This is a genomic window from Kitasatospora sp. NPDC086801 (assembly GCF_044745805.1).
In the GTDB taxonomy this organism is placed as follows: domain Bacteria; phylum Actinomycetota; class Actinomycetes; order Streptomycetales; family Streptomycetaceae; genus Kitasatospora.
This window is the reverse complement of record NZ_JBIVAX010000009.1, coordinates 12,176-31,230: the sequence shown is the minus strand read 5'-3', so window position 1 is coordinate 31,230 and position 19,055 is coordinate 12,176. Positions and strand designations below refer to the sequence as shown.

Annotated in this window: 18 protein-coding genes and 1 riboswitch; of the genes, 6 read left to right on the top strand and 12 right to left on the bottom strand. The window is 74.0% G+C overall.

Annotated elements, in window-relative coordinates; genetic code table 11:
* Positions 1-9: 9 nt before the first annotated feature.
* From ACIPLC_RS13220 to ACIPLC_RS13175, 10 genes are all read right to left on the bottom strand, one after another.
* Positions 10-1,128, bottom strand: a complete 1,119-nt coding sequence (locus ACIPLC_RS13220; protein ID WP_400473065.1) for a cytochrome P450 — start codon at positions 1,126-1,128, stop codon at positions 10-12.
* The gene (locus ACIPLC_RS13215; protein WP_400473064.1) at positions 1,092-2,540 is read right to left on the bottom strand and encodes a cytochrome P450; all 1,449 of its coding nucleotides are present in this window, start codon (positions 2,538-2,540) and stop codon (positions 1,092-1,094) included. Before ACIPLC_RS13215 ends, ACIPLC_RS13220 begins: the two co-directional genes overlap by 37 nt.
* A complete protein-coding gene (locus ACIPLC_RS13210; RefSeq protein WP_400473063.1) occupies positions 2,537-3,172 on the bottom strand; it encodes a GTP-binding protein in 636 nt (211 codons plus the stop codon). Before ACIPLC_RS13210 ends, ACIPLC_RS13215 begins: the two co-directional genes overlap by 4 nt.
* Positions 3,150-3,497 (bottom strand): DUF742 domain-containing protein, encoded by a 348-nt coding sequence (locus ACIPLC_RS13205; RefSeq protein WP_400473062.1) that lies wholly within the window; start codon positions 3,495-3,497, stop codon positions 3,150-3,152. The genes ACIPLC_RS13210 and ACIPLC_RS13205 overlap by 23 nt, the downstream gene beginning before the upstream one ends.
* The gene (locus tag ACIPLC_RS13200; RefSeq protein ID WP_400473061.1) at positions 3,494-3,907 is read right to left on the bottom strand and encodes a roadblock/LC7 domain-containing protein; all 414 of its coding nucleotides are present in this window, start codon (positions 3,905-3,907) and stop codon (positions 3,494-3,496) included. Before ACIPLC_RS13200 ends, ACIPLC_RS13205 begins: the two co-directional genes overlap by 4 nt.
* Complete coding sequence (locus ACIPLC_RS13195; protein WP_400473217.1) at positions 3,891-5,171, bottom strand: sensor histidine kinase; 1,281 nt, start codon at positions 5,169-5,171, stop codon at positions 3,891-3,893. Before ACIPLC_RS13195 ends, ACIPLC_RS13200 begins: the two co-directional genes overlap by 17 nt.
* A 233-nt stretch (positions 5,172-5,404) precedes the next feature.
* The gene (locus ACIPLC_RS13190; RefSeq protein WP_400473060.1) at positions 5,405-7,618 is read right to left on the bottom strand and encodes a SpoIIE family protein phosphatase; all 2,214 of its coding nucleotides are present in this window, start codon (positions 7,616-7,618) and stop codon (positions 5,405-5,407) included.
* A gap of 171 nt (positions 7,619-7,789) precedes the next feature.
* Positions 7,790-8,920, bottom strand: a complete 1,131-nt coding sequence (locus tag ACIPLC_RS13185) for a PP2C family protein-serine/threonine phosphatase (protein WP_400473059.1) — start codon at positions 8,918-8,920, stop codon at positions 7,790-7,792.
* A 572-nt stretch (positions 8,921-9,492) separates the two neighbouring features.
* Positions 9,493-10,062 (bottom strand): TetR/AcrR family transcriptional regulator, encoded by a 570-nt coding sequence (locus ACIPLC_RS13180; protein WP_400473058.1) that lies wholly within the window; start codon positions 10,060-10,062, stop codon positions 9,493-9,495.
* A 79-nt stretch (positions 10,063-10,141) separates the two neighbouring features.
* Positions 10,142-11,023, bottom strand: a complete 882-nt coding sequence (locus tag ACIPLC_RS13175) for an alpha/beta fold hydrolase (RefSeq protein ID WP_400473057.1) — start codon at positions 11,021-11,023, stop codon at positions 10,142-10,144.
* A 305-nt stretch (positions 11,024-11,328) separates the two neighbouring features.
* Positions 11,329-11,487, top strand: a riboswitch (cyclic di-AMP (ydaO/yuaA leader).
* A gap of 12 nt (positions 11,488-11,499) precedes the next feature.
* On the opposite strand from ACIPLC_RS13175, the gene ACIPLC_RS13170 reads away from it, so the two are divergent.
* Positions 11,500-12,333 (top strand): M23 family metallopeptidase, encoded by an 834-nt coding sequence (locus ACIPLC_RS13170; protein ID WP_400473056.1) that lies wholly within the window; start codon positions 11,500-11,502, stop codon positions 12,331-12,333.
* Between the two features lie 80 nt (positions 12,334-12,413).
* Here the strand turns inward: ACIPLC_RS13170 and ACIPLC_RS13165 are convergent, their stop codons facing one another.
* The gene (locus tag ACIPLC_RS13165; protein ID WP_400473055.1) at positions 12,414-13,331 is read right to left on the bottom strand and encodes a hypothetical protein; all 918 of its coding nucleotides are present in this window, start codon (positions 13,329-13,331) and stop codon (positions 12,414-12,416) included.
* Between the two features lie 42 nt (positions 13,332-13,373).
* Between ACIPLC_RS13165 and ACIPLC_RS13160 the strand changes: the two genes are divergently transcribed.
* The 4 genes from ACIPLC_RS13160 (at position 13,374) to ACIPLC_RS13145 (ending at position 16,245) form a co-directional block, all read left to right on the top strand.
* On the top strand, positions 13,374-13,946 hold the full coding sequence (locus tag ACIPLC_RS13160) for a GNAT family N-acetyltransferase (protein WP_400473054.1): 573 nt from the start codon (positions 13,374-13,376) through the stop codon (positions 13,944-13,946).
* Positions 13,947-14,154: 208 nt separating this feature from the next.
* Positions 14,155-14,895 (top strand): sensor domain-containing protein, encoded by a 741-nt coding sequence (locus ACIPLC_RS13155; RefSeq protein WP_400473053.1) that lies wholly within the window; start codon positions 14,155-14,157, stop codon positions 14,893-14,895.
* A 99-nt stretch (positions 14,896-14,994) separates the two neighbouring features.
* A complete protein-coding gene (locus tag ACIPLC_RS13150) occupies positions 14,995-15,747 on the top strand; it encodes a hypothetical protein (RefSeq protein WP_400473052.1) in 753 nt (250 codons plus the stop codon).
* A 36-nt stretch (positions 15,748-15,783) separates the two neighbouring features.
* The gene (locus ACIPLC_RS13145) at positions 15,784-16,245 is read left to right on the top strand and encodes a GNAT family N-acetyltransferase (RefSeq protein ID WP_400473051.1); all 462 of its coding nucleotides are present in this window, start codon (positions 15,784-15,786) and stop codon (positions 16,243-16,245) included.
* Here the strand turns inward: ACIPLC_RS13145 and ACIPLC_RS13140 are convergent.
* Positions 16,242-17,411: a hypothetical protein gene (locus ACIPLC_RS13140; RefSeq protein ID WP_400473050.1), complete on the bottom strand. Its 1,170-nt coding sequence runs from the start codon at positions 17,409-17,411 to the stop codon at positions 16,242-16,244. The two genes, ACIPLC_RS13145 and ACIPLC_RS13140, sit on opposite strands and share 4 nt — an antisense overlap.
* A gap of 334 nt (positions 17,412-17,745) precedes the next feature.
* On the opposite strand from ACIPLC_RS13140, the gene ACIPLC_RS13135 reads away from it, so the two are divergent.
* Positions 17,746-18,951 carry a cytochrome P450 gene (locus tag ACIPLC_RS13135; protein WP_400473049.1) on the top strand — a complete coding sequence of 402 codons (1,206 nt, stop codon included), beginning with the start codon at positions 17,746-17,748 and terminating at the stop codon, positions 18,949-18,951.
* Positions 18,952-19,055: the final 104 nt, after the last annotated feature.

Genomic DNA, 19,055 nt, shown 5'->3' with positions numbered 1-19,055 from the left:
GCCTTCAGGTCACCGGACGGTTCGGACCGTCACCCGCAGGGTTCGCACGCTGTTGCTGATGAAGGAGCCGATCGGCTCCGGCGCGTCGCCCTCGGCGAGGGCCAGCCCGGGGAACCGTCCGAACAGGTGCCGCAGCGCGGTCTCGGCCTCCAGTCGGGCCAGCCCGGAGCCGAGGCAGAAGTGCGGGCCGTGGCCGAGCGACAGGTGCCGGTTGGGCCGGCGGGTGACGTCGAAGCGGTCGGCGTCCGGGTGGTGCCCGGTGTCGCGGCCGGCCGCCGCGTAGGAGGCGAGCAGCGCCTCGCCGCGCCGGATCACCACGTCCCCGACCGCGATGTCCTCGGTCGCGTAGCGCAGCGGGAACTGGCCGACCGGCGAGTCGTAGCGCAGCGTCTCCTCGATGACCGCCGACCACGGCTGCTCACCGGAGAGCACCAGCCGCAGCTGGTCGGGGTGGGCGAGCAGGGCCCGGACGGCGTTGGTGATCAGGTTGAGCGTGGTCTCGTGCCCGGCGACCAGCATCAGCAGCAGGGTGCCGACCAGCTCGGCTTCGCTGAGCCGGTCCCCGGCCTCGCGGGCGGCGATCAGGTCGGTGGTGAGGTCGTCGCCGGGCGCGGCCCGCTTGGCCGCGACCACGGAGCCCAGCAGCGCGTACAGGGCCTGCTGCGCGGCGGCGGCCGCCGCCGGGGTGGCCGAGCTGGAGACCAGGGTGTCGGAGAGCTCGTGCAGCTCGTCCTGCTCGTCCAGCGCCAGTCCGAGCAGTTCGCCGATCACCTGCATCGGCAGCGGGTAGGCGAAGTGCTCGCGCAGGTCGAACTCGCCGTCCAGCTCGGCGACCCGGTCGAGCAGCGCGATGGTGCGGGCCTCGATCGCGGGCGCCAGGTCGGCTATCCGGCGCGGGGTGAAGGCCTGGCTGACCAGGCCGCGCAGCCGCCGGTGGTCGTCGCCGTCGGCGGTGACCATGCCGGGCACGGTGACGAAGTTGAGCAGCGGCCAGCCCTGGGGCAGCCGGCCCTCCCGGAAGGTCGTCCAGAGCTGGGCGTTCTTGCCCACCCGGGAGTCGGCGAGCAGCGCCTGCAGGGTGTCGTGGTGGGTTATCGCCCAGACCACCACCCCGCCAGGGAGCTCCACCAGGACCGCGGGGCCGGCCGCCCGGAGGCGGGCGTTCTCGTGGTGCTGGTCGCGCCCGAAGGGGTCGAGTCTGACGGGCTCGGGTCGGGGGTCGGTGGTGGTGTCCATGCGGGCCTCTCGGGGGCGGGCGGGCGGGGCGGGGTGAAGGCGCTGTACAGCACCGGCAGGCCGAGCAGGGCCCGCGACCACGGGGACGGGCGCCATCCCAACTCGCCGGACGGAACGGCGAGTTGAAGATCGGGCAGGCGGTGCAGCAGGGTCTCGACGGCGGTCTCGACGATGATCCGGGCCGGGTGCTGGGCCGGGCAGACGTGCCGTCCGGCGCCCCAGGCGAGGTGGGCCCGGTTGCCGCCGAGCGAGCCCTGGGCGGCGGAGGCGACGCCCTGGGCGGCCGGGTCGGCGTTGGCCGCGGCCAGGCCGAGGACGAGCATGTCGCCGGCGCTGATGTACTGGCCGCCGAGGACGGTGTCGCCGGTGGCCCAGCGGCCGGGGAAGTTCTGCGTCGGCGGGTCGCGCCAGAGCACCTCCTCCAGCGCGTCGGAGACGGTGAGCCGCCCGCCGGTGAGGGTGGCCCGGAACCGGCGGTCGGTGAGCAGCAGTCGCAGCGTGTTGCCGGTCCAGTTGATGGAGGTCTCGTTGCCCGCGACCAGCATCACCACCAGGTGGTGCACGGCCTCCTCGTCGGTGAGTCCGGCCGGGTGGGCGAGCAGCCAGGAGGTGAGGTCGGCGCTGGGGGCCGTCCGGCGGCGCCGGACCAGGTCGACCAGGATCGCCTGGAACTCGGCGTTGGCGCGCACCGACTTGGGGCCGCTGTCCACGAAGTGGCTGATCAGCTCGACCAGGTGGGGTCCGGCCTCACGGGGCAGGCCGACCAGCTGGGTGAAGACCAGCAGCGGCAGCGGGCGGGCGTACTGGGCGATCAGGTCCGCGGTGCCGTCCGGGCCCCAGCTGTCGATGAGGTCGTTGGCGCAGACCTCGGTGGTCTCGCGCAGCTGGCGGTGGTCGATCTGGGCGAGGGTGTCCGAGACGGCGGAGCGCAGCCGCTGGTGCTCGGCGCCGTCCAGGTTGAGCAGGGTGGGCCGCCAGGAGGTCATCGGCAGCAGCCGGGAGTCGGGGGCCAGCCGGCCTTCGGCGGGCACCCGCCAGCGGCGCGAGTCCTTGGAGAACAGCGCCTCGTTGCGGGTGAGTTCGAGCAGCTCGGCGTAGCCGAGGACGAGCCAGGCCTCGACCCCGGGCTCCAGTTCGATCGGCGCGACCGGGCCGTATCGCCGGCGCAGCCGGGCGTACAGGCCGTGCGGGTCCTCGGCGACGGCGTGGCCGTACAACGGGGTCAGCGGGACGCCGACGGGCAGGCCGCCGCCGTGCGGGACCGGGCAGCCGGGGGAGGCGGTGCCGGGTTCGGGCGCGGTCATCGCTGGAGCTCCAGGAGCGAGCTGCGGTGCAGGTGGTCGACGAAGTCGATCAGCAGGTCGTAGGACTGCCGCCGGTCGCGGGCGTCGCAGTGCAGGATCGGTACCTCCGGCAGCAGGTCGAGGGCGGAGCGCAGCTCCTCCTCGGGGTAACTCGGCGTGTCCGGGAAGGTGTTGACCGCCACGGCGAACGGGATGCGCTGCTCCTCCAGGCGGCCGAGCACGTCGAAGCTCTCGTCCGGGCGGCGCAGGTCGACCATGGCGATGGCGCCGAGCGCGCCGCGCGACAGGTCGTCCCAGAGCGGCCAGAACCGCTGCTGCCCGGGCGTGCCGAACAGGTACAGCGCGAGCCGCGGGTTGAGCGTGATCCGGCCGAAGTCGAGCGCGACCGTGGTGGTGGTCTTGTCGCCGCGCCCGGTGAGGTCGTCGATGCCGCTGCTGGCGGCGGTCATCGTCTCCTCGGTGCGCAGCGGAGTGATCTCGCTGAGCGAGCCGACCAGCGTGGTCTTGCCGACCCCGAACGGGCCGGTGACCAGGATCTTCACCGCGCCCTGGACCGAGGACGGCAGGTACCGCGGCTCGGCGGGCAGGTCGGCGGTGGCCCCGGGGGCTTCAGCGGAGTTGGCGGAGGCCAACGAGCACCTCTTCCAGAAGGGTTGCGGGCAGGCGTTCGGCCTGCGGGACGGGCGGGAGGACCTGGACGGCGCCGAGGTCCCAGAGGTCGCCGACCAGCACCTTGACGACGCCGAGCGGCAGCACCAGGTGGGCCGCCACCTCGGCGATGGACAACAGGCTGTGGCAGAGCGCGAGGATGCGCCGGTGCTCGCGGTTGAGCAGGGCGTGGTCGGGCAGTTCCGGCGGCTCGGGTAACGCGCTGACCAGGCTTTCGATGGCCAGCTCGGCCCGGGTGGACCGGCTGCGGCCGCCGGTGATGACGTAGGGCCGGACGGGCCCGCTCACCGGTGGCCCCCCGCCGCGTGGTCGACCCGCGGCGGGCTGGTGAGGTGGCTGCCGATCCGCTCGACCAGGACCTGCATCTGGTACGCGACCAGGCCGGCGTCCACGGCATCGCTGGTCACCACGGCCAGGTGCGCGCCGGCCCCGGCGGCGACGACGAACAGGTAGCCGCCGCCGTACTCGATGATGATCTGGCGGGTGGCGCTGCCCGGTCCGCCGAACCCGGTCGCGACGCCGCGGGCCAGCGACTGGAGTCCGGAGCAGGCGGCGGCGAGCCGTTCGGCGTCCTCGCGCGCGACGTTCGCGCTGCGGCCGATCTCCAGGCCGTCGTTGGAGACGACGACGGCGTGCTGGACCTGCGGGACGTTGACGATGTCGGCGAGCATCCAGCCGAGATCAGGGGTGGTGGTCATGGAACTCTCCGGAGCGCTGGGGAAGTCGGGGGGAAGCGGGCAGGGAAGGGTCGGGCTGGGCCTGGGCCCGGGCGGCCGATCGGCCGCTGGCGGTACCGGCCTGGAACATCGCCATGAACGCCTGCGCGTCCCGGGCCGAGCGGTACGGCGGGGCGGGCGGCGGTGGGGGAGAGGCGTGTTGGGCGGGGCGGGCGGCGCGGTCGCGTCGGTGGCTCCGGCGGGGCAGCGGCGGCGGGGTGTCGGCGGCCGCGGGGGGTCGGCCGGCCGGCGGGGTCTCCACCAGGGGGTGTCCGGTGGGGTGTCCGGCAGGGTGTCCGGTCGGCCTGAAGTCGGTGTTGAAGGCCCGGTCGTCCGGCCCGAGGCCGGGGACGGTGGGCGGCAGCGGCTCGGTGAGCAGGGCGTTCGGCAGCAGCACGACGACGCGGACGCCGCCGTAGGGCGAGGGCGCCGAGCTGAGGGTGACCCGGAAGCCGTACTGCTCGGCCAGCCGGCCGACCGCGGCGAGGCCCAGCTGCGGCACCTCGCCGAGTCGGGAGACCTCCAGGCTGGTGCCGCCGGCGAGGGCGGCGGCGGCCTTGGCGACGGCCTGTTCCGGCATGCCGACGCCACCGTCGTCGATCTCGATGACGGCTCCGTTGTGCACCGGCATGAGGGTGACGAACACCTGGGTGCTGGGCGGGGAGTAGCGGGTGGCGTTGTCCAGCAGTTCGGCGACGGCGTGGATCAGCGCCTCGGCGGCGGCGCCGACCACCGCGGTCTCGATCCGGCTGCGGACCTCCACCCGCTGGAAGGGCAGGATGCGGGACTGGGCGCCGCGCACGACGTCCTCCAGCGAGACCGGCTCGGGCCAGTGCCGTCCGGCCCGCGCGCCGCACAGGACGGCCAGGGTCTGGGCCAGCCGGGCCTGTTGGGCGGCGGCGTGGTCGGCCTTGAGCAGGCCCTCCAGCAGTTCCGGGTCGTCGTGGGTGCGTTCCATCTCGTCGAGCAGGGCCTGCTGGTCGTGGGCCATGACGAGGATGCGGCGGGCGACGCTGAGGAAGGCCCGCTGGGTGGACGCGGTGAGCTCCTGCTCCTGCTGGACGGCGGCCAGGTCGGCGCCGCGGCGGGAGAGTTCGGCGCCGAGCTGCTCCTGGAGCCGGGCGAGGTCGCGTTGCAACCGGTCGGCGCGGCGGCGCTGGGTGACGGACACGGCGCGGTACCGCGCGGTGGCCACGAGGGCGAGGGCGGCGAGCACGCCGGTTGCCGTTGCGCACCACTGAGTCATCGTCACGCCGCGAATTCTAGGGTGATGATCCTACGAAGGTGTGAACGGATCTCGCCAAGTGACCGGATCTCGTCAATATCCAGTCAATACGGCGTCAAACCGGCGCCGTTCGACCGCGATCCGGACGGCCCGGGGGCGGTCGTTCCCGGTGAGGCGCCTGCGGCGCGGTGGCCGGGTCGGGCGGGAGGTGGCCGAGTCGCGTCCCGTGATGTGTGGGGAACGTGCGCACGGTGTTACGGAAGGGGCGACGTCCGGTGCAGGAGCAGCAGCGCCACGTCGTCCGGCTGGGACCGCCGCTCGGTCACGTTCAGCGTGAGCAGATCGGCCAGCCGCTCCAGCGCGGGCGCCGCGCCGGCCCGGGTCGGGCCGGTCTGCCGGGCCCACAGTTCCAGCCCGCCGAGCATCCGCTGCACCGACTCGTCGTAGTCCTCCTCACGGTCCTCGACCAGCCCGTCGGTGTACGCCAGCAGCGTCTCGCCGACCGCCAGCCGGCCGACCGTCAGCGGGTACGGCTGCCCCGGGTCCACGCCCAGCGGCGGCCCGCCCGGCAGGTCCAGCTCGACGGCCTTGGCGTCCGCGATCCGCACCGGCGCGGGATGCCCCGCCCGGGCCGCGGTCAGCGCGCCGTCGGCCGGGTCCAGGGCCAGGAAGAGGCAGGTCGCGAACAGGTCGGTGTCCAGCTCGGTCAGCAGCCGGCTGGTCCGGGCCAGCGTGGCGCCCGGATCGTGCCCGTCCGTCGCGTACGCCCGCAGGCCGCTGCGCAACTGGCCCATCACCGCCGTCGCCTCCGCGTTGTGGCCCTGGACGTCGCCGATCACCAGCCCGATCCGGCCGTCCGGCAGCTTCAGCAGGTCGTACCAGTCGCCGCCGATCTGCATGCCCTCGGTGCTCGGCAGGTAGCGGGCGGCGCTGGCGATCCCGGGCAGCTGGGGCAGGGTGCGCGGCAGCATCGCGCGCTGCAGCTCGGTGGCGCGGTGGTGGTGGGTGTCGTACAGCCGGGCCCGTTCCAGGGACTGCGCCAGGATCCCGGCGAAGGCCGAGTACAGGGTGCGGTCCTCCCGGCCGAACGCCCGCTCGGCGGAGAAGGTGATCAGGCAGGAGCCCACCTGCCGCCCGGAGGCGACCAGCGGCAGCACCGCCCAGGAGGCCGGGGTGAGCGGGCCGTACTGGCCCCGGCCCGCGCCGGGCTCGCTGAACAGCGGGGCGGAGCGGGTCAGCGCGTGCTGCATCACGCTCTCGGAGAGGTCCGCCAGCCGGGTCAGCTCGGTGCGGCGCGGCCCGCCGTACACGGTGTGCGAGACGGGCAGCAGCCGGCCCTCGTCCACCAGGTCCAGCACGATGCTGGCGGCGCCGAACGCCGGGCGGGCGACGTCGGTGACGGCGGTGGTGACGTCCCGGACGGTCACCGCCCGCGACAGCGACCGGGTGAGCGCGAGCAGCAGCGCCGTCCGGGCCCCGGCCGGGGTGGACTGCTCCTCGTTCTGCTTCCCGGGGTGTTCTGCGGCCTGCTCGCCGGTCTGCCGCCCGGTCCGCTCCCCGGGGTGTTCCCTGGGGTGTTCCCGGCCCTGGTCCCGGTCGGAGAGCAGCCCGGCGACCCGGACCGGTCGGCCGTGGACGTCCAGCATCACCTCGCCGGTCTCCTCGATCCTCGCCACCCCGCCGCCCCGGCGCAGCACCCGGTACCCGATCCGGTACCGCCCGCCGGTGGTGAGCGACTCGGCGAGCGCGGCCTGCACGTCCGGCAGGTCCTCCGGGTGGACGATCCGGTCCAGGTCCGGGGCGGTGCCGTCGGCGGTGGCGGGCTGGCCGGTGACCCGGAACGCCGCGGCGTCCCAGTAGCTCTCGCCGGTGACCAGGTCGCGCTCGAAGGCGCCGTGCCCGGCCGCCCGGACGGCGAGCGACAGCATCGGGTGGGCCAGCCCGGCGGGGCGGCTCCCGTCCCCGTCCGGCGGCGCCCCGGCCGGGTCCTGGGGTATCCGGGAGTCCGCGTGGTCGAGCAGGTGGGACAGCCGGTGGGCGCAGGCCTCGCCGATGGTCTCCAGGACGTCCAGGTCGCGGCGGGGGACGGTGCCCCGGTGGGCCAGCGCGAGGGCGAGGACGCCGACCGGCCGCTCGTCGACGATCATCGGCAGGGTGATCACGGCGACCATTCCGGTGCCCATGCCGGCGTTCTTGTTCGGGTAGTCGACGCTGGTGTGCTCGGGACTGAGCAGGTAGGGGCGGCGTAACCGCAGGGCCATCGCGGCGGGGAGGTCACTGGCCGGATCGACGGTGCTGTAGCGCTCGTGGGCCCAGTCCGGCAGCCCGTGCGAGGCGGTCAGCCGGAGCATCCCGGCGGAATCCAGCAGGTAGAGCGCGGAACCCTCGCCGGTGATCCACCCCGGCCCCTCGGCGAGGACGGTGCCGAGCAGTTCGGCGGCGCTGGTGCAGCCGAGCAACAAGCGCACGCAGCGCATGGGGCTGCGGGCGGTGGGACTGCTGCGTGGCGTCCGGCTCTCGTCCTCGGAGGGGGGAACCCACGGAGAGGTCAGGTCCATCGGATACCCGGCCTTTCCGCTCTCGGGGGTGGGTGCCCTCTGGGTGCCCGAACGGGCACTTAATTCTTCATACCTTATTTCTCAAGCGGGTGCCGAAGCGGGTGAATGGTGACCCAGACGGCGCACCAGCACCAGTGTCCGGTCGTCCGCCGCGTCCCGCGCCACCGTCCGGACCAGCCGCTCCGCCGCACCCCGGGTGAGCTGCTGCTGCGTCCGCCACGGCCGCACCACCGGCTCGGCCGCCGCCAGCAGCCGACCCACCCCCTCGTCCAGATCCCGACCCGGCACCTCCACCAGGCCGTCACTGAACAGCAGCAGCGAATCGCCCCGCCGCAGCCGCCCCGACACCGCCGGGTACGGTGCGCCCGACACCAGCCCCAGCGCCGGACCGCCGTGCCCCGACCGCACCCAGCCACCGCCGTCCGCCCGGCGGAACTGCGCGGGCGCCGGATGGCCGGCGTTGAACAGCAGGTAGTCGCCCGTCGCCGGGCGCAGCGCGAGGTGCACCGCCGTCGCGAAGTCGTCCTCCCAGCCCATCCGCACCAGGTGGTCGTTGGCCGCCGGCAGGAACGCCTCCGGCGGCACCCGGCCCAGCAGCATCGCGAACGCGCCCGACAGGTGCGTCGAGCGGGCCGCCGCCCGGCTGCCCTTGCCCGACACGTCCACCAGCAGCAGCTCCAGCAGATCCTCCTCGGGGCGGTGCGCACACAGCAGGAAGTCCCCCGAGAACGAGGCGTCGCCGGCCGGCGCCAGCGCACTGTCGAAATGCCAGTCCAGAAGCCGCTCCGGCAGCCGGGCCAGTGCCCGGGTGTGCTCGGCCAGCTCCAGCAGCATCGAATCGCCCTGCGTCCCGCGCAGACCCAGCCGGTGCCGGAACCGGTTCGTGGCCAGCACCGTCACCGCGGTCGCGGCCAGCACCAGCGTCACCCCGATCCGCACCCCGAGCGGATCCCGCACCACCGCCCCCAGCACCCCGCCCGCCAGCGCCGCGCACACCAGCACCAGCAACTGCCCGCGCCGCAACAGCAGCCCGCCGACCACCAGCGGCAGCACCAGCGCCGACGGCGGCCAGCTGTACGGCAGCACGATCGGCAGCACGCTCAGCACCGCCGTCACCCCGAGCAGCACCCCCAGCGCGTACCGCGCCGCCCGGGCGTCCCCGTCCAGCAGCCGCCGATACCACCGCCGCGCCCTCGCTATCGGTGCGGGCACGTGGACCTCCGCCAAGGGGTCGGCGGTCCCCTGTCATGACCACCAGTCAGCCCGGCCACACTAACCCGTCCACCCCCGCCACCCCCAGGTCAGCTACCCGCCCGCCCCACCGGAAGTCGGCGGGCCCGACTTCTCGCGCGCTTCGCCTCGTTGGTCTCGCTGCCCTCGCCGCTCGCCGCTCGCTGCGGGAGGCCGGCCGCGTCGACGCCTCGCCCGTGCCGGGCTTGCCTGTCGCCCGACCTCGCGCCACACCGGAAGTCGGCTGCGTCGACTTCCCGCGCTCCGGGCCTGGCCGCCCCGTCAGGCAGTCAGCCGACCCGACTCCTCGCGCACCCCCGCCGCCTGCCGCACCGGAAGTCGGCGGGCCCGACTTCTCGCGCGCACTTCGGCTTGTCTGCCGCACGTCTTGCCGCCGGCTGCTTCCGGGTGTGCCCCGCGTCGGGCTGCCGCACAGGAAGTCGGCGGGCCCGACTTCTCGTGCACGCCTCATCCGGTGTGGTGGTGGTTCCGCCGGTGGGGGAGGTCGAGTGCCTCGGGCGCGTCGTGTCGCGGCGGGTGCGGTGGCCGACGTTTCAGGGAGTGGGCCAGGTGCGGAGGCCGGTGGTGAGGAGGGTGATGAGGCGGTCCTGGGTGGTGGTCAGGTCTTCGGCGAGTTGGAAGCCGCCGCCGATGGAGAGGGAGGCGAAGCCGTGGGCGACGGAGCGGACGGTGCGGGCGGCGTGGATCGCCTCCGCACCGTCGAGGCCGTACTCCCGCAGGACGGCGATGATCACTCCGACGAGTCGACCGGCTGCGCGGGTGAGGTCGTCGTCCGGCTGCGGTGCCTGGGGGAGGGCGTTGTAGCGGTGCGGGTGTTCGGTGGCGTACGCGTGGTAGGCGCGTAGGACGGTGGCGACGGCGTCGTCCCCGCTGCGGCCGACGGCGGCCTCGGCGAGCCGATCGGCGAGTTCCTCGGTGACCCGGACGGCGATGAGCCGCCGCAGTTCGGCGAGGCCGCCGCTGACGTGCTTGTACAGCGACGGGGTGGCGACCCCGGCCCGGGCGGCGACGGCGGCCAGGGTGAGGGCGTCGGCGCCCTGCTCGTCGATGAGGGCGAGGGCGTGGCCGACGACCTGCTCGGGGGTCAGTCCTACTCGGGGCATGGCGCGGGCTCTCCGTCGGTGGAAGGGGCTGGAAAGGGGGGGACGTGGGCGGACCTGGGCGGACCTGGGCGGATGGGGCTCAGGCGAGTTCGGCGAGGAAGGGCAGCAGGGCGTCGGCGGTGGCCTGCGGGTTGTCGGCCATCGGGTAGTGCCCGGATCCTTCGATCATGGCCTTCCGCGCGTTGAGTGCGGCGGCCTGCCGGTCGGCGACGGCTTCCGGCTTGGGGAAGTCGGGGTCCTTGCTGCCCATGATGACGAGCGAGGGGCAGCGGACGGCCGCGGTCCAGCCGACGGGCGCGGAGTCCCCGGTGACGTATCCGCGGGCGGCGGTCTTGCGGCCGGGGGTGCGCATGGCGGCGACGAGTCCGGCCACGTACGTGTCGAAGTCGGCGGGCTTGGTGCCCGGGTAGGCCAGCTTGCGGTGGTAGAGGCCCCAGAAGGCGGGCGAGTGGACGGTCAGGGCGCCCATGACGCGGAGGGCGCCGCGCATGAGGGCGTTGGGCGGGAGGTTCTCGATGAAGGCGTCGATCAGGGCGATGCCGGCGACCCGCTCGGGGGCGTCGCCGGCGAGCTTGACGACCGTCGCGCCGGTGTAGGAGTTGCCGACCAGGACGGCGCGGTCGATGCCGAGGTGGTCGAGCAGGGCGAGGACGTCGGTGGCGATGGCGGCGGGGGAGTAGTCGTCCCAGACGATCGAGGATTCGCCGAAGCCGCGCAGGTCCATGGTGATGACCCGGCGGCCGGCGGCGGCCAGCAGGGGGTGGAGGTGCCGGTAGGCGGCGCGGGTGTCGAGCATCCCGGGGAGCAGGACGACGGGGGTGCCGTCACCCTGCCGGGTGTCGTCGTAGGCGAGGCGGCCGCCGGTGACGTCGAGGTACTGGGTGCTGGTGGCGCTGGTGGCGTTCATGGTGGTCCTCCGGGGGCTGCCGGTGCGGGGCGCTGGCGGGCTGTCGATAGCCATAAAGCTAAGGCTAATAGCCTTAGCCGTCAAGCCCTCGCGCCCTGCGGTGCGGAGGAGGCCGATGGGGAGGCCGATGGGGAGGTCGGCGGGGAGGTTGATGAGGGGTGCCCGGGTGAGGGGTCGTTCGTTGACGTCCGATCACGTTAGGTAGCGTCAATGGTGTTCAAGGGGAACAAACCGCCCATTGTGTCCCAGAGTGCCCCGTCCGTCTCCGGTCGTCCCGGGCGAACGGCTTGGAATCAGGGCCTCCTAGGATTAACGTTTGATAACGCAGCGCGGTCGTCAACGCCGTACCCAGACGGCACCGTGCGCCGTCGCCTAATCCCGCCGGCCGGCCTCCGGGCAGGTCAGGGAGCCGGGGAACCACGTTCCTTGGGGTGAATCGGCGGGGCTCCGGCCCGGCCGTAGGAGACCTTCCTGCTCCGAACCCGTCAGCTAACCCGGTAGGCGCGAAGGAAGGAAAGGAGCGCGCCTCCGTGGCGTCGACGCACACCCCGGCACACCCGGCCGGCCCCGCAGCGGGTACCCAACTCCTCGACCACCCCGGCCCGGACGGCCCCGAGTACGCCGGCCCGGACGCCGAGACCAACCGGCACCGGATGCCGCGTCAGGCCCGTGGGACCTCCCCGCTGCTCGGCGTCACCGCCGTCGCCGCCACCCTGGGTGCCACCGGTTTCGCCTCCGCCACCCCGGCCGCCGCCCCCGCCATCGAGGCCCCGGACGAGACCCCGGTCGCCCTCTCCGCCGACCCCGGCCTCGCGCTCGCCGCCCGCATCCAGCAGCAGGCCGACAGCCAGCGCACCGCCGCCGAGGAGGACGCCCGCGTCCAGGCCGCGAAGGAGGCGGAGGCCAAGGCCGCCGCCAAGGAGGCCGAGGCCAAGCGGGCCGCCGAGGAGGCCGAGCGGGCCAAGGCCGCCGCCCTCACCCTGCCGGTGCGCGACTACCACCTCACCGCCCACTACGGTCAGAGCGCCCGCTACTGGGCACACCTGCACACCGGCCTGGACTTCGCCGCCGACACCGGCACCCCCGTCTACGCGGTCGGCCAGGGCACCATCACCTCGGCCGGCTGGTCCGGCTCGTACGGCTACCGGATCGTCGAGACCCTGCCCGACGGCACCGAGATCTGGTACTGCCACCTCTCCTCGATCATCAAGGGCTCCGGCAAGGTCGGCTCCGGCCAGCAGATCGGCAAGGTCGGCGCCACCGGCAACGTCACCGGCGCGCACCTGCACGTGGAGGTCCGCCCCGGCGGCGGTGCCCCCGTCGACCCGGAGACCTGGTTCCAGCAGCGCGGCCTCAACCCCTGACGCACCCGCGAAGACCCCTGACGCACCCGCGAAGCCCCGGCCGCCGGAACCAGAACCACCGCGGCCGGGGCTTCGCCGCGTCACTCCTGAGTCGGTCCCTTCGGTCCCGTCGGTGCTGTCAGGTTCTCCGGCTCCGCCAGCCCCGCCACGTACGCGTCGATCTCCTCCTGACCCGGCTCCGGTGCGAGGTCCGGGAACTCCTCCACCAGCAGCCGCGGCAGCCCGGGCACCGTCCACTCCCCGTACAGGTCGAGCGCGGCCTCCACCGCCGCCTCCTCGAACTCGCCGAAGTCTCCGGCCAGTTCGTCCGGCATCGGCCGGCCCAGCGCGGTCAGCTCGGCCAGGTTGCGGTAGCTGCGCCGCATCAGGCCCTGCTCCAGCAGCCGGCGCGCGCCGTCCGTGGCCATGCCGACCGAGAGCACCCGGGTCGGGCCCCAGCCCTGCTCGTCCACCTCGTCCAGCCAGCCGGTCTGCGCCAGCGCGGCGAACGCGGCCAGCCGCTCCTCCTGCGCCAGCTCCCGGAAGCCGGTCAGCCACTCCCGCACCGCCGCCGGATCCGCGACGTCCACCCCGTACGCGTGCAGCAGCAGCGCGTACAGCCGGGGCCAGGTGACGAGGTCGGCTCGGCGCAGCAGCCCGGCCGCGACCTCGCCCTGCCACTCGGCCTCGGCGTGCAGCCGCTCCTGGCGCTTGGCGTTGAGCCGCTTGGCGGCCCGCTGGTGGTCGGTCAGCAGCCGGACGGCGGCGCCGTACGCCAACGGGTCCGCCTCCGGCTCGGGTTGGACGTACAGGTAGAGCCGCTCGTACAGCAGGTGCTCCACCGCGTTCGAGGTCAGTTCGGGCCAGCCGTCGTGCATCCTGCCCTCGCCCAGCTCCAGCAGGGCCAGCACCGCGCGCAGCGGCGCCCCGGCGACCGGGGTGCGGTCCTCTTCCGCCGCCCAGGCGAGCAGGTCGGCGGCCCTGGTGCGCGGGGCGAGCCGCAGGTCTTCGTCGTTCATAGCTCGAACGGTAACCGCTGGCCGGGAGTAGGGTCGGCTGCCATGGTCCCCGTACGACTCACCGGCCCCCGGCTGGCCATCCGCGAGTACCACCACACCCCCGGAGACGTGGACGCGCTGCACGCGCTGTTCAGCGACCCGGAGGTCACCCGGTACCTCCCCTTCGAGCCGCGCGACCGTGAAACCTGCGCCGACCAGATCGAGCTCTACCTGGAGGAGGCGATGGCGCCGGAGCGCGACACCTACCGGCTCGCCGTCACCCGGCGCGACGACGCCGAGGACCCGGCGGACGCCGCGCCGATCGCCCACGCCTCCCTCACCCTCGGCAAGCACCGCTCCGCCTACCTCGGCTACGTGCTGGGCCGCGATGTCTGGGGCCGCGGCTACGCCGGCGAGATCGCCGGCCTGCTCTGCGAGCTCTCCTTCGAGGCCCTCGGCGTGCACCGGCTGGCCGCCCGGGTCGACGTGGACAACGCGGCCTCCGCCAAGGTGCTCGTCCGGCTCGGGTTCCAGTTGGAGGGGCGGGTCCGGCACGACCTGTACAAGGGTGGCGCCTGGTCCGACTCGTACCTGTACTCGCTGCTCGCCGACGAGTGGCCCGGCGCGGCCGGTTGACCGTCCGGCGCAGGCGTCCGGCGCAGGCGTCCGGGGTGGACGTCCGGGGTGGACGCCAGCCGCCCGCCAGCCGCCCGAAGCGGGTCCGAGGCCTGCTCGGGGGGGTTAACCCCACCCCCGATCCGCCAGGCCTCCGGATCCTCCCCGCCCCGCCGTTCGACCAGACTGAGGCCATCAGCAGCCGAGAACGAGGGACCGAGGCCGGGACATGAGCATCAGCCGAAGCACGCAGGACCGCGAGTGGGACGTCCTCGGTGGTTACGGCGACGACCCGCGTCCCGCTCGGGCCCACCGGACCGAGGAGCCGCCGGCCGTCTGGCGGGCGCCGTTCTCCGGGCACTACTACCGCGAGATCGGCTACACGCTCACCGGCCTGCCGGTATCGGTCATCGGCTTCTCCGTCTCGATCGTCCTGTTCTGCCTGGGGATCGGCACCTTCGTCACCGTTCTCGGCCTGCCCGTCCTCGCCCTCCTGACCACCGTCGCCCGCGGCATGGGCCGGATGGAGCGGGCCCGGGTGCGCGGCATGCTGGCCCTGGACGTGCCCGCCCCGGCGCCGGTGCGCCAGACCCGCCCGGGCACCTGGGGGGCGATCACCGCGCGGCTGGCGGACCCGGTCGGGTGGAAGGCCGCGTTCTACCAGGTGGTGATGTTCCCGTGGGCGGTCCTCAGCTTCGTCCTGTCGCTGGTGTTCCTGCTGCTCGGCTGGGCGATGGCGCTGTACCCGCTCTACCACTGGGTCTTCCCGACCTTCACCTCCTGGCGCGGGTACCAGCTGTTCGACTTCTACGACGGCGACAACGTCCGGCACGTCTACTACGTCGAGGGCGCCTGGCAGATCGCCGGGTTCTCGCTGGCCGGGGTGCTGCTCATCATCCTCACCGCCCAGCTGGTCCGCGGCCTGACCAACGTGAACCGGGCCGCCGCCCAGGGCCTGCTCGGCCGCTGAACCCCGCCTCCCTCCCCAGCCTCCCCTCCCTCCCCGGCCCCGTCCGCGCCCGGACGTGCTCCGGATGCGGGCGGGGCCGGCCCGTGTTCGGATGGCCGGGTGGCCGCCGCACACACCCCCGCCGACCCGGGCGCCATGGGCCGGGACATCCTGGTCACCTCCCGCCCGCTGGACGAGTACTGCGACCTGTTCGACCTCACCCGGGCCCAACTCGCCGCACTGTCGGGCCCGGTGCTGGACTGTCCGGGCGGCGCGGCCGGCCTGGCCGCCGAGGCGCGCGGGCTCGGCTGCCGGGTGATCGCCGCCGACCCGGCGTACGCGCTCCCCGCGTCCGAGGTCGCGGCCCACGCGCTGGCGGCCCGGGCGTCGATGGCCACCGCGATGGCCGCCCGCCCGCACCTGTACCCGGCGCCGGGCTCCTGCCGACCGGACCGCTACCTGCGCAGCTGGGACCGCGCCCGCCGCCTGTTCGTCGTCGACTCGGCCGCGCACCCGCAGCAGTACGTGGCCGCCGCGCTGCCCCGACTGCCGTTCGCGGACGACTCCTTCGCGCTGACCCTGAGCGGCTACCTGCTCTTCGCCTACCCCGAACTGTTCGGCCCCAAGCGGCAGTTGGCCGCCCTGGTGGAACTCGTCCGGGTCACCTCCCCGGGCGGCGAGGTCCGCGTCCAGCCGCTGCACGACGGCCACGGCCGCCGCTGCGGCCACCTCGACCCGCTGCGGTACGCGCTCGGCGAGCAGTGCGTCGCCAGCGAGATCCGCCGTTTCCCCCGCGCCGGGGACGGCCGCACCCGCCGCGTCCTGGTCCTGCGGGCCGCCGACCACCGCCGTCGGTCCGCCGCCGGTGGGTAATGGTCCCTCCCGGCCTGCACCCCTATGCTCACCCGCATGACCGACACGACCATCAGGCGCGCCCGGGCGGCCGACGCCGACCTGCTCACCGAGCTGATCCAGGCCTCCACCGCCTACCGCGGCGACTACGCGGCGATGATCGACGGCTACCGGGTCGCCCCCGAGTACGTCGCCCGGCACGAGGTGTTCCTGGCCTCGGACCCGGCCACCGGGCAACTGCTCGGCTTCTACGCCCTGATCCGCGAACCGGCCGAACTGGACCTCATGTTCGTCGCCGACGCGGCCCAGGGGCTCGGCATCGGGCGGAAGTTGATCGCGGACATGCTGGAGCGCGCCCGGGCGGCCGGGATCGACTCGATCAAGGTGGTGTCCCACCCGCCCGCCGAGGGCTTCTACCTCCAGATGGGCGCCGAGCGCACGGGCACCCGCCCGCCGCAGGTCAAGACGCCCTGGGAGCAGCCCGAACTGCGCTTCACCGTCAAGGAGTTCAGCGGCTAACCGTGGTCGCCGACCGATGGAGCCGACTGGGTCGGCTGGACAGACCCGACAGACCCGACAGGCTCGACAGGCTGGGTGGGCCGGACGGATCGGGCGGGTTCGTTCGGCTGCGCCGGGACGAAGGCCGTCGCCTCCAGCCGGGACAGTATCTTCTCCGCCAGCCAGCTGCGGTCCGACCCGTACGGGATCCCCTCCGGCAGCACCAACTGCCCGGCCACCGCGTCCCGCAACCGCTGCGCCTCGGCGAAGGGCAGCCGGGAGAGCAGGCCCCGGGCGGCCAGCAGCGCGTGGTACTGCTCGAAGCCGGAGCGCGGACGCTCGATCGCGTCCAGCACGCTCGGCAGGTCCGCCAGCGACGGATCGCCCTGCATCAGCGCGAGCGCCTGGATCCGGCGGCCCTCGGAGCCGTCCGCGTACAGCGCCCGCACCTGGTCGGCGGTCAGCGCCGAGCGGCGCGCGGTCGAGCGGACCTCGGCCACCACGCCCTCCGGCCCGGACGAGGGCGAGGAGGCGGGCGGCAGCTGCGCGGCCAGCGCGCCCGACTGCTCCGCACTGCCCCCCAGCAGCCCGAGCTGCTGCATCGCCCGGACCCGCAGGTCGTCGGCGCCCACCTTGTCACCGTGCCGGTCGCGGTCCTGTCCGGCGAGGAAGAGGTCCAGCGCCTGGTCCGCGTCGGTCAGCACCTGGGGCAGCGCGAGCCTGGTCACCAGCCAGCCGGCCAGGAAGCCGAAGACCACGAAGTACAGCACCAGCGCCGCCGCGAACGGCACCGCGGCGGACTCCCCGCCGAGCGCGGGGGCCAGCGCGGTACCGAGCTGGTGCAGCCGCTCGCCGAGCGAGCCGAGCTGGGTCAGCCCGACCCCCAGCAGCACCTTGGTCAGCCAGTCCGACACCTGCTCCAGGTTGGTGTTCGGCGCGTAGGAGCCCTGCGGCTCGCTGCTGCCGCTGCGCACCCTGGGCACCCCGAACAGGAAGCCCAGCGCGCCGCCGAGCACCGTCGAGGCCCCGGCCACCACCAGCCCGCCGCCGAGCGCCTGCCAGGCCTGCTCCCGGCCGAGCGAGAAGAGCAGCAGCCCGAGCAGCCCCGTCCCGGCCAGCGCCCAGGCCGCGGCCCACCGCGCCGTCCACAGGGCCGTCGTGCCGCTCCGCCGTCGCGCCTTCGCCATCGCCTACCCCCTGTGCCCGCGCCGCTGCGCTCCGGAACCCGCGCCGACTCTAGCGCCGCGGCCCCACCACGGGAACGCCCCGGGGGGCGCTCCGGGTACGACGCGGGCGACGACGAAACCGGCGGAGCACACGGACGGCCCGCGGGCTGCTCCTCCGCGCCGGCCCGTGCACCGGCCCCGCGCCGATGGGTGCACGCCCGTCGCCGGCACTGATCAGCACGGATGAATTACCGGCGATCCCGGACTCCCTCCGGTATGTGCGGCCGACCGATCGGGTACCGCTGCCTCGTCCGCCTGCCAATCCGGCCCGCACGGCCCAGACCCGGAGGTCCGCATGTCCACCGGCTCCAGCGCACGGAACTGCCCGTTCGACTTCGCCGAGGCCCTTGAGTTCGACCCGACGCTCCGGCAGCTCATGAGCGACGCACCGGTCAGCCGCATCCGCCTCCCCTACGGCGAGGGGGAGGCCTGGCTCGTCACGGCGTACGACGACGTACGCACAGTGACCACCGACCGGCGTTTCAGCCGCCACGCCATCGTCGGCCGGGACTTCCCGCGCATGACTCCCGAGCCGATCGTCCAGGCCGAGGCGATCAACGTCATGGACCCGCCTGCCAGCAGTCGCCTGCGCAGCCTGGTGTCCAAAGGTTTCACGCCGGACCGCATCGAGCGGATGAGGGCCCGGACCCGGCACGTGGTGGACGAGCTGCTGGACCGCATGCGGGACCAGGGCCCCGTGGCCGACCTCATGGAGCACCTGGCCCACCCGCTCCCGCTGATCACGATCTGTGAGGTCCTTGAGATCCCCGAGGCCGATCGCGCACAGCTGCGCGCCCACGCCCGGACGATGATGGACGTGAGCCTGGACAACAAGCCGAACGCGGTACGGGCCAAGGCCGACCTGCGGGCGTACTTCGCCGAGCTGACGGCCGAGCGGCGCCGGAACCCCGGCGAGGACCTGATCAGCGCACTGGCCACGGCCCGTGACGGCGACGAGGTCCTCGACGAGAAGGAACTGACCGTGATGGCCATGGTCCTGCTGATCACCGGTCAGGACACCACGACGTACCAGCTCGGCAACCTCTCGTACACCGTCCTCACCCGGCCCGACGTGATGGCCGTACTGCGCGAGCGGCCCGAGCGGCTCCCCCAGACGATCCAGGAGATGCTCCGCTTCATCCCCTTCCGCAAGGGCGTCGGCATCCCCCGGGTGGCCCTTGAGGACGTCGAGTTGAGCGGGGTGACGATCCCGGCCGGGGACATCGTGCACGTCTCCTACCTGACCGCCAATCGGGACGGGAGCAAGTTCGAGCGGCCCGACGAGCTGGACCCGGCGCGGACCAGTCCCTCCCACATGACCTTCGGCTGGGGAGCGCACCACTGCCTCGGCGCGCCGCTCGCCATCACCGAACTCGAAGTCGCCCTCGGGACACTGCTGGAGCGCTTCCCCGGGATCGCCCTGGCGAAGCCCGCTGCGGACGTGGAGTGGAACACCACGTCGATCTGGCGCTACCCGCTCGCGCTGCCGGTCACCTGGTGACGGTGTTCCCCGGGAGCCGATGACCGGGTCCGGGGCCGGGCAGAAGGGCCGACGGCCCGCGCACCTCGAGGTGCGCGGGCCGAGGTGCGCGATTGATCGGCCTC